The sequence below is a fragment of the Bradyrhizobium sp. genome (genome assembly GCF_049519115.1).
GTDB lineage: Bacteria > Pseudomonadota > Alphaproteobacteria > Rhizobiales > Xanthobacteraceae > Bradyrhizobium.
In genome coordinates, this window is record NZ_JBEKRB010000001.1 from 180,745 (window position 1) to 195,793 (window position 15,049).

At 62.2% G+C, this 15,049-nt stretch carries 14 protein-coding genes; 11 read left to right on the top strand and 3 right to left on the bottom strand.

Annotated elements, in window-relative coordinates; genetic code table 11:
- Positions 1-4: 4 nt before the first annotated feature.
- Positions 5-1,258, bottom strand: coding sequence for an MFS transporter (locus tag ABSE61_RS00920; protein WP_423869172.1), 1,254 nt, complete (start codon positions 1,256-1,258; stop codon positions 5-7).
- 270 nt (positions 1,259-1,528) lie between these two features.
- Between ABSE61_RS00920 and ABSE61_RS00925 the strand changes: the two genes are divergently transcribed.
- From ABSE61_RS00925 to ABSE61_RS00965, 9 genes are all read left to right on the top strand, one after another.
- A complete protein-coding gene (locus ABSE61_RS00925; RefSeq protein WP_423869173.1) occupies positions 1,529-2,632 on the top strand; it encodes a DUF2336 domain-containing protein in 1,104 nt (367 codons plus the stop codon).
- A gap of 119 nt (positions 2,633-2,751) precedes the next feature.
- Positions 2,752-3,897 (top strand): aminotransferase class V-fold PLP-dependent enzyme, encoded by a 1,146-nt coding sequence (locus tag ABSE61_RS00930; protein WP_423869174.1) that lies wholly within the window; start codon positions 2,752-2,754, stop codon positions 3,895-3,897.
- Positions 3,898-4,171: 274 nt separating this feature from the next.
- Positions 4,172-4,300 carry a hypothetical protein gene (locus ABSE61_RS00935; protein WP_423869175.1) on the top strand — a complete coding sequence of 43 codons (129 nt, stop codon included), beginning with the start codon at positions 4,172-4,174 and terminating at the stop codon, positions 4,298-4,300.
- Between the two features lie 480 nt (positions 4,301-4,780).
- Positions 4,781-6,121, top strand: coding sequence for a Rieske 2Fe-2S domain-containing protein (locus ABSE61_RS00940; RefSeq protein ID WP_423869176.1), 1,341 nt, complete (start codon positions 4,781-4,783; stop codon positions 6,119-6,121).
- Between the two features lie 62 nt (positions 6,122-6,183).
- A complete protein-coding gene (locus ABSE61_RS00945; protein WP_423869177.1) occupies positions 6,184-7,350 on the top strand; it encodes an ABC transporter substrate-binding protein in 1,167 nt (388 codons plus the stop codon).
- A 183-nt stretch (positions 7,351-7,533) separates the two neighbouring features.
- On the top strand, positions 7,534-9,441 hold the full coding sequence (locus ABSE61_RS00950) for an ABC transporter permease (protein WP_423869178.1): 1,908 nt from the start codon (positions 7,534-7,536) through the stop codon (positions 9,439-9,441).
- Entirely contained in the window at positions 9,438-10,259 is an 822-nt protein-coding gene (locus ABSE61_RS00955; protein WP_423869179.1) for an ABC transporter ATP-binding protein, read from the top strand. The genes ABSE61_RS00950 and ABSE61_RS00955 overlap by 4 nt, the downstream gene beginning before the upstream one ends.
- Positions 10,246-11,040: an ABC transporter ATP-binding protein gene (locus ABSE61_RS00960; protein ID WP_423869180.1), complete on the top strand. Its 795-nt coding sequence runs from the start codon at positions 10,246-10,248 to the stop codon at positions 11,038-11,040. The genes ABSE61_RS00955 and ABSE61_RS00960 overlap by 14 nt, the downstream gene beginning before the upstream one ends.
- Before the next feature lie 2 nt (positions 11,041-11,042).
- Positions 11,043-11,228, top strand: coding sequence for a hypothetical protein (locus ABSE61_RS00965; RefSeq protein ID WP_423869181.1), 186 nt, complete (start codon positions 11,043-11,045; stop codon positions 11,226-11,228).
- Between the two features lie 166 nt (positions 11,229-11,394).
- Here the strand turns inward: ABSE61_RS00965 and ABSE61_RS00970 are convergent, their stop codons facing one another.
- Together ABSE61_RS00970 and ABSE61_RS00975 are read right to left on the bottom strand one after the other, a co-directional pair.
- The gene (locus ABSE61_RS00970; protein WP_423869182.1) at positions 11,395-12,573 is read right to left on the bottom strand and encodes a Gfo/Idh/MocA family protein; all 1,179 of its coding nucleotides are present in this window, start codon (positions 12,571-12,573) and stop codon (positions 11,395-11,397) included.
- A 261-nt stretch (positions 12,574-12,834) separates the two neighbouring features.
- Positions 12,835-13,803: a PDR/VanB family oxidoreductase gene (locus tag ABSE61_RS00975; protein WP_423869183.1), complete on the bottom strand. Its 969-nt coding sequence runs from the start codon at positions 13,801-13,803 to the stop codon at positions 12,835-12,837.
- Positions 13,804-13,961: 158 nt separating this feature from the next.
- Here ABSE61_RS00975 and ABSE61_RS00980 point away from each other — a divergent pair, with 158 nt between their 5' ends.
- Together ABSE61_RS00980 and ABSE61_RS00985 are read left to right on the top strand one after the other, a co-directional pair.
- Positions 13,962-14,492, top strand: coding sequence for a MarR family winged helix-turn-helix transcriptional regulator (locus tag ABSE61_RS00980; RefSeq protein ID WP_423869184.1), 531 nt, complete (start codon positions 13,962-13,964; stop codon positions 14,490-14,492).
- A gap of 85 nt (positions 14,493-14,577) precedes the next feature.
- On the top strand, positions 14,578-15,048 hold the full coding sequence (locus tag ABSE61_RS00985) for a (2Fe-2S)-binding protein (protein WP_423869185.1): 471 nt from the start codon (positions 14,578-14,580) through the stop codon (positions 15,046-15,048).
- Position 15,049 lies beyond the last annotated feature (1 nt).

Sequence of the window (15,049 nt, forward strand, 5' to 3'; positions counted from 1 at the left end):
GTCGTCACGCTGCCTGCTTTACTGGCCGCGACATTTGCTCCGGCCGCAGCGCCAACGACACGACCGCGCCGACCAGACACAGCGCCACGAGCTGGATATTACCCGCAACCGTCCAGCCCGCCAGCCCAACGATCCAGCCAATCACATAACCTGCGACGGTGGCCGAGCCATAGACGCAGCTAACGAACAGCCCCGAAGCGCGGCCGGCGAGGGAAGCCGCCACCGACTTGACGTGATAAGCGGCGAGGTTGACGAAGATCGTGCCGCTAAAGGTCGCGCCGAGCACGAAGGACAATGCGGCTTGCGTTGCGAAGTCGGCCGGGCCGTTGAACAAAAGTGCCGCGATGGCGCTCGCGAGCAGAAAACTCAGGCCCAGCACCAGCTTTGGCGAGAAGCGATCCCCGAGCCAGCCCGTGAACAGCGATACCAGCACGCCGAGCCCGTAAATGCTCATCACGCGGCCGGCGTCCGCCGGCGCGTAGTGCAGCTGTTCGCGCAGGAAAGTCGGATACATGCCGAGATAGCCATAGAGCGCAAGCCCAAACAGCACGCTGAGGATCGCGAGCACGATGGTGTTGCGGTTGTTGAGCGACGCCGCGCCGCCCGCCGCGATCGTCGTATTCTCCTGGCCGGCGGTGTTGGTCTCGGACAGATACGGCCGCACCACTGCTGCAATCAGCACCATCATCGCGAGCCCAATGACGCCATAGATGATCATGGGCGCGCGCCAGGTGCCGTAGTCGACCAGCAGCTTGGCGCCCAGCCACGGTCCGACCGCCGCACCTCCGGCATAGGCATAGTTGAGCAGGCCGACGCCCGCAGCGCGGTGGCGCGAGAAGTAGCTGGAGAACACCGCGAGCAACGCGGTGAGCTGCATCGCTTCGCCGGTGCCGGTAATCGCGCGATAGAACAGCATGTCGGCAAAGCCGATCGCCGTGACCGTGATCACCGTCGCGGCCGAATAGATCAGAATCCCGACCTGGATCACGGTTTTGCGGGAATAGCGCGACATCAGGTAGCCGGTCGGAAGCCCGGCGAGCGTCATGCCGAGCGTAAAGATGGTCGACATCAAGCCCGCCTGCGGCAGGGCGAAGCCGTATTCGCGCCGGACATCCGTCAGCATCAGCGGAAACAGCGTGCGGTCCATCGCATTGACCGCGTAGGAGACGATCAGCACCGCGATCGCGGCAATCGCGATCGCGCTATCTGTCGTGCGTGACGTCGCCTCGGTACCCGGAGGCGTTGCAGTCTGATCCATCGTCTCGCCCTTCAATCCCGCTTTCGCCAATCGTCAAAAGAGGTAAGCGATCGGTAAACAGGCTGTCAAATCGCACCCCGCCGCGCGGCATTTTTACCGGTTTTTTCCGTTCGCGGGCGCCGATCAGGCCGTGGAGGGCCGCACAGGGCAGCCAGAGTTAATGAAGGGTCACTGGAAGCTGCGAAAACTCGGGGAAAGTGAAACCGCACCATTAAAAATTGCGGTTTATGGCTTTCGCCTAGAGATTTTATTACCTCACTGGATTGCCCGATGACTGAAGTCAGTCACGCTTTGGAAGATTTGAACGACGCGATTGCGCGTGGCTCGAGCGAGAGCCGCGCGAAAGCGTTGTGGCATGCGACCGATGTTCTCGTCGAAGGCGAGTTCAGCGAAGATGAGATCCGCATCTTCGGCGAGGTGATCGGCCGGCTGGCCGAAGAGATCGAACAGGTGTCCCGGGCCGAACTGTCGTGCCGGCTGGCCCATTCCAACAATGCGCCGGACAAAGTCGTGCAGATGCTTGCCTTCGACGATTCGATCGAGGTCGCCGGGCCCGTCCTGCAATTTTCTCCGCGTCTCGACGTCAAGTCGCTGATCGCCAATATCCGCACCAAGAGCCAGCCGCATCTGCTGGCGATCGCGCGCCGGCCGACGGTGCCGGTCGAGGTGACGGACGAACTCGTCACGCGCGGCAATCAGGAAGTCGTTCAGTCGGTCGCCGCCAACGATGGCGCGCGGTTCTCCGACTTCGCCTTCCGCCAGATGATCAAGCGCGCGGAAACCGATGCCGTGTTGGCCGAACGGGTGGGCCTGCGCAAGGAAATTCCGCCGCAGATGTTCCGCCAATTGGTCGCAAAGGCGTCAGACGGCGTCCGGCGCAAGCTCGAGCGCGAACGCCCCGAACTCACGGCGGCCATCAAGGCCTCGGTGACGAAGGCATCGGGCGAGCTTTATTCCAAGTTTGCGTCGGGCCAGGAAAGTTATCTGGCGCTCAAACAGGCCCTGACCGAGGCGCACAAGGCCGGCCGGCTGAACGAAAAGAGCATTCTCGGCTATGCGCTGGCGCACAAGGTCGAGGAAGCCGTTATTGGACTGTCGCTGCTTTGCTCGCTGCCGCCGGAGGTTGTCGAGGACGCGCTTTCGCGCAACAACCGCGACATGATCCTGGTGTTGTCGAAGGCGCTCGAATTCTCCTGGGATACCGCGATGGCGCTGTTGTTCTTGGGAGCGGAGAATCACCGCATTGCCTCAAGAGAGCTCGATGATCTGAAAGCCGAGTTCAAGCGTGCTGATGTCAGGATGTCGCGCGGCATCCTGGAGGTCTACCAGTCGCACTGGAGCCCGGCCGAGCCCGAACAGCGGCAGTCGGCGTAGGCTCACCAGGCTTTTATGCAGAGCTACCCCCGCGCGCCGGGACGATCTGACCGGCATCAGTGGGGATGGCCGGTTCAATTCCAAGCCGCTAAGGTTGTCTCTCCAACGAAGAGCACACCATGCTGGCTTCCCAACGCGACCTCTTCGATATCCCGCGCGACATCTGTTATCTGAATTCGGCCTCTTACAGTCCGTTGCCGCGGCGCACGCAGGAGGCTGCCCGGGCCGCGGTTGGCCGCAAGGGCGCGCCGTGGACGCTCGATGCCGCTTTCGCCAACCGCCAGCATGAACGCGCCAGAGCCGCCGCCGCACGCCTAATCAATGCTGACGCCAGCGACGTCGCGCTGATTTCCTCGGTGAGCTATGGCGTGGCGACCGTTGGAAAGATCCTGTCGATCCCGGCCGGCATGCGGGTGCTGGTTCTGGAAAACGACCATTCCTCGCCGATCCTGGAATGGCAGACACGCGCGGCTTCGGCCGGTTTCGCCATCGAGACGGTGCGTCAGCCGCCCGATGGCGACTGGACCTCGGCGGTGATGGCGGCGATCGAGCGGCCGGGCGCGGCACGCCTCGCGCTCGCCTCGATCTCCTCGGTGCACTGGTCGGATGGCGGCTTGATCGACATCGCGAAAGTCGCTGCGGCGCTGAAGCGGCAAAGCGCGCTGTTCCTGATCGATGCGACGCACGCCGTCGGCGTGCTCGCGATGGACGTCAAAAGCCTCGATCCGGATTTCGTGATCTTCCCGACCTATAAATGGCTGATCGGGCCCTATGGCCGGGCCTTTATCTATATGGCCAAACGTCACCAGAACGGCATTCCGCTGGAGCAGACCGGTTTTGGCCGCCGCGGGGTCCGCTCGGAAGCGGAAGTCTACTTCGCCGATGTGAGCTATGTGCCGGGCGCCCGGCGCTTCGATATGGGGGAACGCGATCATTTCATCTCGATGGAAATGGCCGCGATCGGCATGGAGATGATGGCCGAATGGGGCGCGGATGCGGTCGTCGCGCGTCTGGCGATGCTGACCGCGCGGATCGCCGAGGGCCTGAGCGACAGCAAGGTCCGCCTGATGGAGACACGTTTTCGTGCGCCGCACATTTTAAGTCTAGGGTTTGCCGGCGGCCTGCCGGCCGGGCTGGTCGAGGGTCTGGCCGGGGAGGGTGTCTATGTTGCACCGCGGTTGTCGCGCATGCGTATCTCGCCGCACGTCTTCAACGACGAGGAAGACGCCGACCGCTTTGTGGCGGCGCTGAAGAAGCGGCTTTGAGGGCTGAAACGGGCGCGGCACTTCATCCCTCACCTTGCGGGGAGGGTGGGTCATCGTGAGTGCAAGCGAACGATGAGCCGGGTGGGGGCCTCTAAGGAAAAAGCCTCCACCCTGGCCTCCGCTTCGCTTCGGCCTTCCCTCCCCACAAGGGGGAGGGATTGGAGCGCGCGGCACCTTTGGAACCCGCCGGCCCCTATCGCATTGGTTCACGGGATTGAACCTTGTGCCGCCGCGCGCGACTTAACTGGCAGGAGGCAGTCTCAAGGAGGCTCTCATGACAGAATGGCGTGACGACATGGTGGACCGGCCCGAAACCGAAGACGGCGCTTACGCAGCCGGCTGGACCGTCTCGGGTCTGGCCGTTCTCGGCGCCATTGTCGCCCTCTGGGTATTCGGGATTTAGCTTTTCGAGACCTAGGTCATCAGATCGCGATCTAGCCGTGTATGGGCAACATTGCCCCGTCTTACCGGTTTTTTGGCTTGAACCCGATAACGGTTAATTCAACGTCATCAACGCTACGGCCTGTTGGCAAAGGCCGCAGCCATTTGCTGTGTGATTTTATATCAAGGATTGCTCGAGGGGAGTTGCCATGCTTCGATTTTCAGTCGTTCTTTTTGCCGTACTCGTACTGACAGGGACAACCGCCATCAGCGTTTCACCCGTATCGGCTTACACGGGCGCGGCATATGATAGATGCATGTCGAAATGCCAAAAATCGGGCATGACGAACAGGTGCCCATATTGGTGCGAGAGCAAGCACTGATCGCCCAATCCCGCAAATTCTCTCGGAACCGCTTTCAGCACCTCTGGACGGCGCGGCGGCGCATGGGCTAGGGTCAGGCCCGATAAGCTTAGGAAACTAAGGTTTTCGGGAGAGCGGCCATGCTGACGCAAGCAGAAAACGAGCTGTTGTGCCGGGTCGAGGGCGATGCGCCGATGGGACGGCTGATGCGCCGCCACTGGGTGCCGGCGCTGTTGTCCGAACAGGTCGCCGAGGTGGACGGCGCGCCGGTTAGGGTCCAGCTGTTCGGCGAAAAGCTCGTCGCGTTCCGTGACAGTAACGGCAAGCTCGGGCTGCTCGGGGAAGCCTGTCCGCACCGCAAGGCCTCGCTCGCCTTCGGCCGCAACGAGGAATGCGGTCTGCGCTGTCTTTATCACGGCTGGAAGTTTGACACCGACGGCAATGTCATCGACATGCCCTCGGAGCCGAAAGCGAGTGCGCTGCCCGAGAAGGCCAGGCATTTGTCTTATCCCACGCGCGAGGCCGGCGGCTTTGTCTGGACCTATATGGGCCCGCCGGAGGCGATGCCGGAATTCGAGGCGCCGCCATGGGCACCACATGCCGAGGCGCGCGTCGCGATTGCCAAGGTAGAATTGCCCTGCAACTGGGCGCAGATCATGGAAGGCCAGATCGACTCGGCGCATTCCTCCACACTGCATTCGTCCGACATGCGCCCGGCCAAGGGCGATGCGACCGCGAAGGGCGATCACTGGGTTCGTCCCTCGACCGACAAGAATCCGCGCATTCAGGTCCAGCTCACCAATTACGGCATGCGGTACGCGGCGATCCGCCGTCCGATCGTCAACGCCAACTCGCATGATTACGTGCGCATCACGACCTATGTCGCGCCCTTCACCGCGCTGATCCCGCCGAACAGCACCTACAACGTCACGAGCGTGATCGTGCCGCGCAGCGACACCTCGAGTACCTTCCACTTCATCGCCTGGGCGGAAGGCGAGCAGGCCGGCATCGGCACGGAAGCATGGCGCAAGTTCTGTGTGCTGGAAGTGGGCGTAGATGTGGATAGCGCGTTTCGCCCGATCAAGCGCCACGCCCATAACGACTATCTGCAGGACCGCGACGCGATGGCCGGCGGCGACAGCTTCACCGGCATTCCCGGCATTCCCAACCAGGACATCGCGATGTGGGAATCGATGGGCGCGATTGCCGATCGCACGCAGGAGCGTCTTGGCGCCAGCGACATCGCGATCGTGCAGTTCCGCCGCCTGATGATCGACGCGGCACGGGCGTTTGAGCAGGAGGGGCGGGTGATCGGCCAGATCCAGCCGCATTTGCCGCCATCAAAACTGCGCTCTTACCAGGGCGTGGTGGAAAAGATTGTGCCGTGGCGCACGCTGGGCGCTTCCGACGAGGAGGTGAAGGTTTTATCCGGTCTCGAAGAAGACGAGACCGACAAGGAAATGGCCGGCGCGGCCGCCTAGCGTTGCTGCCGATAACTCATTACAAAGCACCAAACGCCAGCGCCAGGTATCGGGAGGATCGATTGCGCGTCCGCATCATTCTTGTTGCCGCCGTATTTGTCTGCGGACTCACCATAGCGCAGGCCGCCGATCGGGAGATCAACGTGATCCTGCCGCTGACCGGCGGCGGCGCCTTCCTCGGCAAGGCCGAGCAGCAGGCGCTGATGCAATTCGAGAAGGCGGCCAATGCGGACGGCGGCATCCACGGCCAGCCGCTGAAATTCGTGTATCACGACGACCAGTCGAGCCCGCAAGTTGCGGTCCAACTCGCTAATCAGGTCAAGGCCACCAATCCGCCTGTCATTCTCGGATCGTCGCTGGTCGCGCTTTGCAATGCGATGGCGCCTTTGATGAAGGACGGCCCGCTGCTTTATTGCTTCTCGCCCGGCATCCATCCGGTGAATGGCGGCTTCGTCTATAGTTCGAGCATCTCGACCAAGGAACTCGCGGCGGCGCTGCTGCGATACTTCGGCCGCAAAGGCTGGAAGAAGGTCGCGCTGATCACCTCGACGGATGCGAGCGGTCAGGACGCCTACAAGAATTTCAAAGCGCTGTTCGGCACCGACGACCACAAGGACGTCGAACTGATCGCCGAAGCGCAGCTCAATCCGACCGATGTCAGCGCCGCGGCGCAGATCCAGCGTTTGAAAGGCGCCAACCCCGACGTGCTGGTGGCGTGGTCGACCGGAGGTCCGATCGGCACCGTTTTCAAGGCGATCCATGATGCCGGCATCGAATTGCCGGTCGCGACCACCAACGGCAACCAGACCTATGCGCAGATGGCGCAATACGCGGCCTTCCTGCCCAAGGAGCTTTACATTCCGGCCGCGGATTTTCTCAAATCCTCGCAACCGCCAAAGACGAACGAAGCGTCCGCGGCAAAGGACGCCTTCTACAAGGCGTTCGAGGGTACCGATATCAAGCCGGACGGTTCTTCGACCTATGCATGGGATCCGGCGTTCCTGGTCGTCGACGCCTTGCGTAAGTTAAAGCCGGATGCGACGGCCGAAGATCTGCGCAAGTATTTCGGCGATCTCAAGGGCGTCGCCGGCATCAACGGCTTCTACGATTTCAAGGCCGTACCCAATCGTGGGCTGGACGAATCCAACGTCGTCGTCACCCGCTGGGACCCTTCTGCGCAGACCTGGGTCGTGGTCAGCGACCCCCTCGGCATCCCCCGCGCCCAATGAAGCGAACGGGCATAGCAAGTTGAGTGGATTTGACATTCGCTATAATCCTAGCCGCGAACTCGTAATGCGAATGTCAAATCCAAAACTCCACTTGATACACATATTTGCTAGTGGTCCCTTTGATTCTAACATTCGCAAAAGTGGCCGCTGAGGAGGGATGCGAATGTTGGAATCGGACCACTAGTGCTTGAGTTTGCGCAGATCGCGATTGGCGGGCTCGTTGTCGGCAGCATCTATGCCGCGATTGCGCTGGGCTTCTCGCTGATCTATCGCGTCACCGGCGCGATCAATCTCTCGCAAGGCGGCTTCGCGCTGATCGCGGCGATGATCGGCTATACGTTCGGCGTCGCCTGGGGCTGGCCGCTGGTGGTGGCGATTCCGGCGGCGGTCGTGACGACGGTGGTTATCGGTGTCAGTCTCGCGACCTTTACGTTTGTGCCGGCGTTGACGCGGCTTTCCAACGCCAATGTGCTGATGCTGACCGCCGGCATCCTCACCATGATCGAGGGATTTTCGCTGGTGGTCTGGGGCAGCCAGCCCTATGCGATGCCGCCGTTCTCGGGCGAGCGACCGCTGGCGTTCGGCGCGATCCTGATTCCGACGCAAGCCTTCTGGGTGTTCGGCGCCACCGCACTCTGCATCGTCGCGCTCTGGTTTCTCATCGCCCGGACCAAGCTCGGCAAAGCTCTTCGCGCGTGCGCCGAAAATCCTTCCGCCGCGAGCCTGATGGGCATCGACGTGCCGAGGATGACGCTGTTAAGCTTCGGTCTCGCCGTGCTGATTGCCGCGATCTCGGGCGTGACGGTCGCGCCGACGACCTCGCTGCAATTCGACACCGGGCGTCTGTTCACGATTTCCGGCTTCGTCGCGGCCGCGATCGGCGGCATCGCCTCGTTTCCCGGCGCCGTCATCGGCGGCCTTTTTCTCGGGCTCGTGACGCAGCTGTCGACCGCTTACATCTCCTCGCTGTTTTCGAGCGCGATCTCGCTTGTCATTCTGCTGGTGGTGCTGATCTGGCGGCCGCAGGGCTTGGTCGCGGTGGGTGTCGGGCGGCGACAGGATACCCGCGACGAGGTGAAAGCCGCCGGCCATGCGGCCAAGCTGCCGGCGCACCTCGCATGGTTACTCGCGGCGATCGCGGTAATCGTGGCGGTGGTGATTCCTCTTGTCATCACCGATAACGGCATCCTGAGCGGGCTCGTGATCGCGGCCATTTTGTTCATGACGCTGATGGGGCTCGATGTGCTGATGGGTTATGCCGGGCAGGTCAGCCTTGGCCAGGCCGGCTTCATGGCGATCGGCGGCTACACATCAGGCTATCTCGCGATCAACTATGAGATCGAGCCGGTACTTTCGATTCTTGCCGGCATCGGCGTATCGCTCGTTTGCGCGCTCGTGCTCTCGGTGGTGACGTTGCGTTTGCGCGGGCTTTACCTCGCGCTCGCCACGCTCGCCTTCGGGCTCCTGATCGATTCCTGCGCGGTCGGTTTTCTCGACATCACCGGCGGTCCATCTGGTTTGGTCGGCATTCCCTCTTTCTCGGTCGGCAGCTTCATCTTCGCGAGCCCGCGCGCGATGTATTATCTCGTGCTGGCGCTCGATCTGATCATCCTGATCGGCCTTGTCGGCGCGATGCGCTCCGGCTTCGGCCGCGCGCTGAAGGCGATCCGCTCCGATCAGATGGCGGCAGCCGCGCTCGGCATCAACACCGTGCGCTACAAGCTTGCTGCGTTCCTGATCAGCGTGACGCTGGCCTCGCTCGCGGGAAGTCTCTATGCGTTCTTCTTCAACTTCCTGGCGCCGGAAATGGTCGGCACCTCCCGCTCGCTGGAATTGGTGGCGATGCTGATCATCGGCGGCGAGAGCACACTGGTCGGCGGGTTGTTCGGCGCACTGCTGTTGACGCTGCTGCCGGTGATCTTTGCGCCGCTCGCGATCTACAAGACCTTTGCCTCCGGCGCGCTATTGGTCTCGAGCTTCCTTTATCTGCCGCAGGGAATTTACGGCGCGCTGATCCAGATCATGACGCGGATGTTACGCCCGCGCGAGGCGAAGCCGAACGCGGCCAAGACGGAGGTGCTGATGTCATGACGGCGATTGATCCGCAAGCTCAAGCACGAGACGAGGCAAGTGAAAGCACGATCCTGAGCGTGCGCGGCCTTGCCAAAAGCTTTGGCGGCCTGAAAGCCATCAACGACGTCTCGTTCGATGCGGCGGCCCATCAGATCACCGCGTTGATCGGGCCGAACGGCGCGGGCAAAACCACCGTCTTCAACCTCATCACCAACATCATGTCTCGCGACGCAGGGAAAGTTGTGTTTGCGAGCCGCGACCTCGATGGCTTGTCGGCGGTGAAGATCGCGGGCCTCGGTTTGATCCGGACGTTTCAATCGGCGCGGGTTTTTCCCGGCATGACGGCGATCGAGAACGTCATGGTCGGCAGCCATCGTCTTGGCCGTCATTCGTTTCCGGGCCAGGCGCTGTGGCTCGGTGGAGCGCGCGACGAAGAGCGGGCGCTGCGCCGCCGCGCCGAGGAGATGCTCGAGCTCGTGGGCCTCTCGTCCTTTGCCGAGACGCACGCGATCGAATTGCCGATGGGTGCGCAAAAGCTGCTCGAGGTCGTGCGCGCGCTGATGGCGCGGCCCAAACTACTCTGTCTCGACGAGCCGGCGGCGGGGCTCAACGACACCGAAACGCAGGAACTCGCCAATCTTCTGCGCGCGATCCGCGGCCTCGGCATTCCCGTGCTCGTCGTTGAGCACAACATGTCGCTGGTGATGAACGTCGCCGACCGCATCGTGGTGATCGATTCCGGTGCGATCATCGCCACCGGCACGCCTGCGGAAGTCCAGGCCAACAGCCGCGTGATCGAGGCTTATCTGGGAAGGGAGGATCATGTCGCTCCTTGAATTGAGATCGGTCGCGATCGGCTACGGCCACCATTGCGTGCTGGAGGATATCAATCTCAAGCTCGAGCGCGGCGAGATCGTCACGTTGTTGGGCGCGAACGGCGCCGGCAAATCGACGCTGGCCAAGGCCGTTTCCGGATTGTTGCGTCCTCTCAGCGGCGCCATCCTGCTCGATAGTGTGCCGATCGAGACGTTGCCGCCGGCCGAGCGGCTGCGCCGCGGCATCGCCCATGTGCCCGAGGGGCGCCAGATTTTCGCCGGCATGACGGTTGCGGAAAACCTCGCGCTCGGCGCCTACGCCACGCCAGCGAAGGACAGCACGGCGCAGCTGGAGAAGGTGTCGGCGCTATTCCCGGTGCTGCGTGAGCGCATGAACGATATCGCCGGCAATTTCTCCGGCGGGCAGCAACAAATGTTGGCTATCGCGCGCGGGTTGATGGCAAAGCCAAAAATCCTCGTGCTCGATGAGCCGTCGCTCGGCGTCGCGCCGTTGCTGGTGGCGGAAATCTTCCGCCTGATCGTGGCGTTGCGCGACCAAGGCATTACCATTTTGCTTGCCGAACAGAACGCACGGCAGGCGCTGTCGATCGCCGACCGCGGCTATGTGTTCGAGAATGGCCGCATCACGCTGTCGGGGTCGGCTGGGGATTTGCTGAACTCGCCTGAGATCGCGGCGCGTTATCTCGGCATGAGCGGGACGGCCGAGACATCAGGGGCTGTGGCGGCGTCGCTGGCCGAGAGGCTGCGTGGTGTGCTGTTTGCCGAACTCGGAAAGGTCTGACCATGGCAGTGATCCGTGTTGAGCCGAAATTGGACCCATCCTCCGGTCTCTATTATGTCGAGATATTTCATCCCGCCGAGGCCGAGCAGCCGTTTGTCACGACCGAGCCGCGCTACAAGACCGCGGCTGTCGCCGAGAACGATTTGATCGCGATTATTGCTTCAAGGGCGAATAGTCCGAAGGGGTGAATTCGCGGCGATCTCTTTCTTCACCTCTCCCCTTGCGGGAGAGGTCGGCTGCGAAGCAGCCGGGTGAGGGGTGATCCACCGACAGACCGTGACCCCTCACCCCAACCCTCTCCCGCAAGGGGAGAGGGGGCTCACCTCCGTCGCCGCAAAAGCGAGTCGTCATCCCCTAGATTTGCCACTTCAACTCCACCTCACGCCCACTTCTCGCCGATTCCAATATCCCCAGGCAAATCTCCAGCGTCGCCAGGCCCCATTCGCCTGAATGCAATGGCTCCGTGCCCGACATCGCCGCGGCGTAGAGTTCATCGACGACTTCGGCGCGCGGGATTTTCGGCGGCGGGATTTCGTCAAGATGGCGGCTCTTGTCGCCATAGACCATGACGCTGTGCGGCAGCGGACGCAGATCGGCGTGCTCGCAAGCTACGACCACAAACCCGAAATGATTGTGCGACAGTTCGCCATCGATGCGAAACGCATCGCGGCCGAATGGGCCATAGGCGCGGGCGTTTTTCATCGCAATCTCGTCGGCGACGTCAGTCGCCTTCTGCAAATTGAGCCGGGCGCGGCCGTAAGAGGCCTCGGCATCGCGGCCTTGGCCGAGTTCGCCCCGCCAGCCCATGAATTCATCGGTGTCGAAATGCGCGTAGCCGCTATAGGTCAGCGATGCACAGCTTCCGTCTTCGAATTTGATCTGCGCCGAGTACGCGCCTTCGGTGTTGCGCGCGGCGTCCCAGTTGCCCGTGAAAGCATGCACGGAAGCGGCCTTGGCGCCCGCGAGCAGGCGCACGATATCGACCTGATGAGCGGCCTGGCTGAACACCACGCCGCCGCCTTGGAGCGTATCAAGTTCTTCGGGCCGGCGCGGACGATAGAGAAAGTCGGTGAAGTTGAGCGCGTTGATCATGCGGACGCGGCCATAGGCGCCGCTTCGGATCATCGCGCGCGTGTGCAGATAGGGCAGGTCGAAGCTGTGGCTGTGGCCGACCAGCAGTTTGACATTTGCGGCGTTTGTCGCGGCGATCATGTCTCGGCAATCATCCACCGACAGCGCCATCGGCTTTTCGACCAGCACATGCTTGCCGTGTTTGGCGGCGCACTTCACATGCGCGAGGTGGAATTGATGCGGCGAGGCGATGTAGACGGCTTTCACGTCCGGATCAGCGCACAGCGCTTCCGCGTCCACATAAACCTTCGCGCCGAATTCCTGCGCAAAACGCTCGCGGGCGTCGAGGCGCGGATCGTGTGCAGCGACCATCCGGATGCGGGGATCGGCCACGAATGTCGGCAGCATCAGCGTGAAGGCGCGGCCGAGGCCGATGACGCCCAGTTTCAACGGTTTGCTCATTGGTTTTTCCGAACGGCGGCCCAACCGCCTTCACCTCCCCCTGAAAGGGGGAGGTCGGTGAGCTGAGAAGCGCGCTTTCGCTTCGAAGTGAACCGGGAGGGGGTCGCTTTTCCAGATATTGCGACTTTCTCCGCCCCTTGCATCGTCGAATTGACCCCCACCCCAACCCTCCCCCTTTCAGGGGGAGGGCGCTTCAAATCGGCGCAAGCTGGGAAAGGGAGCATCGTCTGTCGCGGCTGCAAGAGGATCATCTGCCTCACCTCATAGATCCAGCGTCAGGGTTCGCGATTTCGCGCGCGACACGCAGATCATGATGTCATACCCCTTTTCATCGTCTGACAGTACGAGGTCGCGATGGTCCACCTCGCCCTCAATGAAGCGGCAACGGCAGGTGCCGCAGGTGCCGCTCTCGCAGGAGCTTGCCAGCACATGGCCGTGTTGTCGAAGCGTATCCAGGATCGAGACGTGGGCGGCGACTTCGTAAACCTCGCCGCTTTTGGCAAGCCTCACTTCGAACGCTTGGTCGTCGGCATGCGGGGCGGAAGCGCCGACAAAGTCCTCGAAATGCACCACCGAATCCGGCCAGTGGCCGGTCATGTCGCGCACGGCGTCCATCAACCCGCGCGGTCCGCAGCAATAAAGATGCGCGCCGCGCTGTTGCTCCAGCACCGGCCAGAGGTCATAGGCCTGATCGGGGTCGCCATTGTCGTGATGAAGCACGACCTTGCCTTCGAAGGCGCTTGACGCAAATTCGTCGCGAAACGCCATCGCGGTCGGCGTGCGCGTGAAGTAATACAGCATGAAAATGGTTTTGCCCTGACGCAGGCAATGCAGGATCATGGCGCGGATCGGCGTGATGCCGATGCCGCCGGCAATGAAGATCAGCCGTTTCGGCTCGGCCTTGGCCATTTCGAAGTCGTTGGCTGGCGGCTCCACCGTAACCTCGTCGCCGTCGTTGACGCCCCTCGTGAAGCTCAGCGAACCGCCGCGGCCTGATGTTTCCTGCTTGACTGCGATCAAGTAACGATCGTGCTCTGCGGGATCGTTGCACAGCGAATAGCGGCGCTTTTGCCCCGACGGCGCGGTGACGGTGATGTGGGATCCCGGTGTAAACGGCGGCAGTTCGCCGCCATCCGGCGCGGCGAGTTCGAACAGGAACACGCCGTCGGCAATTTCCGACTTGTGGCGGACTTTGAGGGTCAGTTCCCGCACGTCAGGATCGGGCGTCATGTTGTCCTCGGGGGGCGCTTCCGACAGATACTTAGCAACCTAAGCAAATCGCGCAAGTCCCGGCAACGTGTGAAAGCGATGTGTTTGCCTGCGCTTCACGAATGTGCAATCTGGGCGAGAGACAGGAGGCGCCGTTGACGAGCGTGAAGAGAGCCGTCGTGAGGAAGGCCGGTGGCAAAAAGGCCGCCAAGCCGCGGAAACGGGGTGCAGGCGCCCCCGAGGCCGATTTGCCGTTTGACGAGAGCATCGGCTATCAGATCCGCACCACCCACCGTGCGATGCAGCGCTTCCTTCAGTTCAAGATCGCGCCGCACGGGATCACGCTCGGCATGTGGTATTTCCTGCGGGCGCTCTGGCATGAGGACGGGTTGACCCAGCGCGAGCTGTCGAACCGCGCCGGCACCATGGAGCCGACCACGCTGAGCGCCATCGTGATCATGGAGAAAAAGGGTCTGGTCCGGCGGGTTCGCAACCGGGACGACCGCCGGAAATGGCATATCCATCTGACGCCGAAGGGAGGCGCGCTGAAGAGCAAGCTGCTTCCGCTGGCCCGGGAGGTCGTCGATACCGCAGTGCAAAATCTCGCCCGTAGCGAGGTTGCGCAACTGCTGAAGGCGCTCGCCGAAGTGCAGAACAGCGTCCACGCCAGGCTTGCCCGGCTCGATGAAGCCAACGGGGTCGCCGAATAGCGCTCAAGGCAGACCCGCGCGCAAAACGTGTAGGCAATATTTCACGCCGCCATTATGCTCCGTCCGCCTGATTGGAGGAATGCATATGGCAAAACTCAATATCAACGGCACAGTCAAAGACGTATCGGCGGAGGCCGACACACCCTTGCTGTGGGTTATTCGCGAACATGTCGGTCTCACCGGCACCAAATATGGTTGCGGCATCGCCCAGTGCGGCGCCTGCTCGGTTCACTTCAATGGCGAAGTGCAGCGCTCCTGCCAGATCCCGCTGGGCCAGATCACCGAAAGCGATGTGATCGTCACCATCGAGGGATTGTCGGAAAACCGCTCGCACCCGGTGCAAAAAGCCTGGGCGACGGTGGACGTGCCGCAATGCGGCTATTGCCAGTCCGGCCAGATCATGGCGGCGGCAGCGCTCCTGAAGAAGAATCCGAAACCGACCGACAAGGACATCGACGATGCGATGACCAACATCTGCCGGTGCGGCACCTATCAGCGCATCCGCGAGGCGGTGCATATCGCCGCCAATGGTGGCACCACCGGACAGGGAGGTTAGT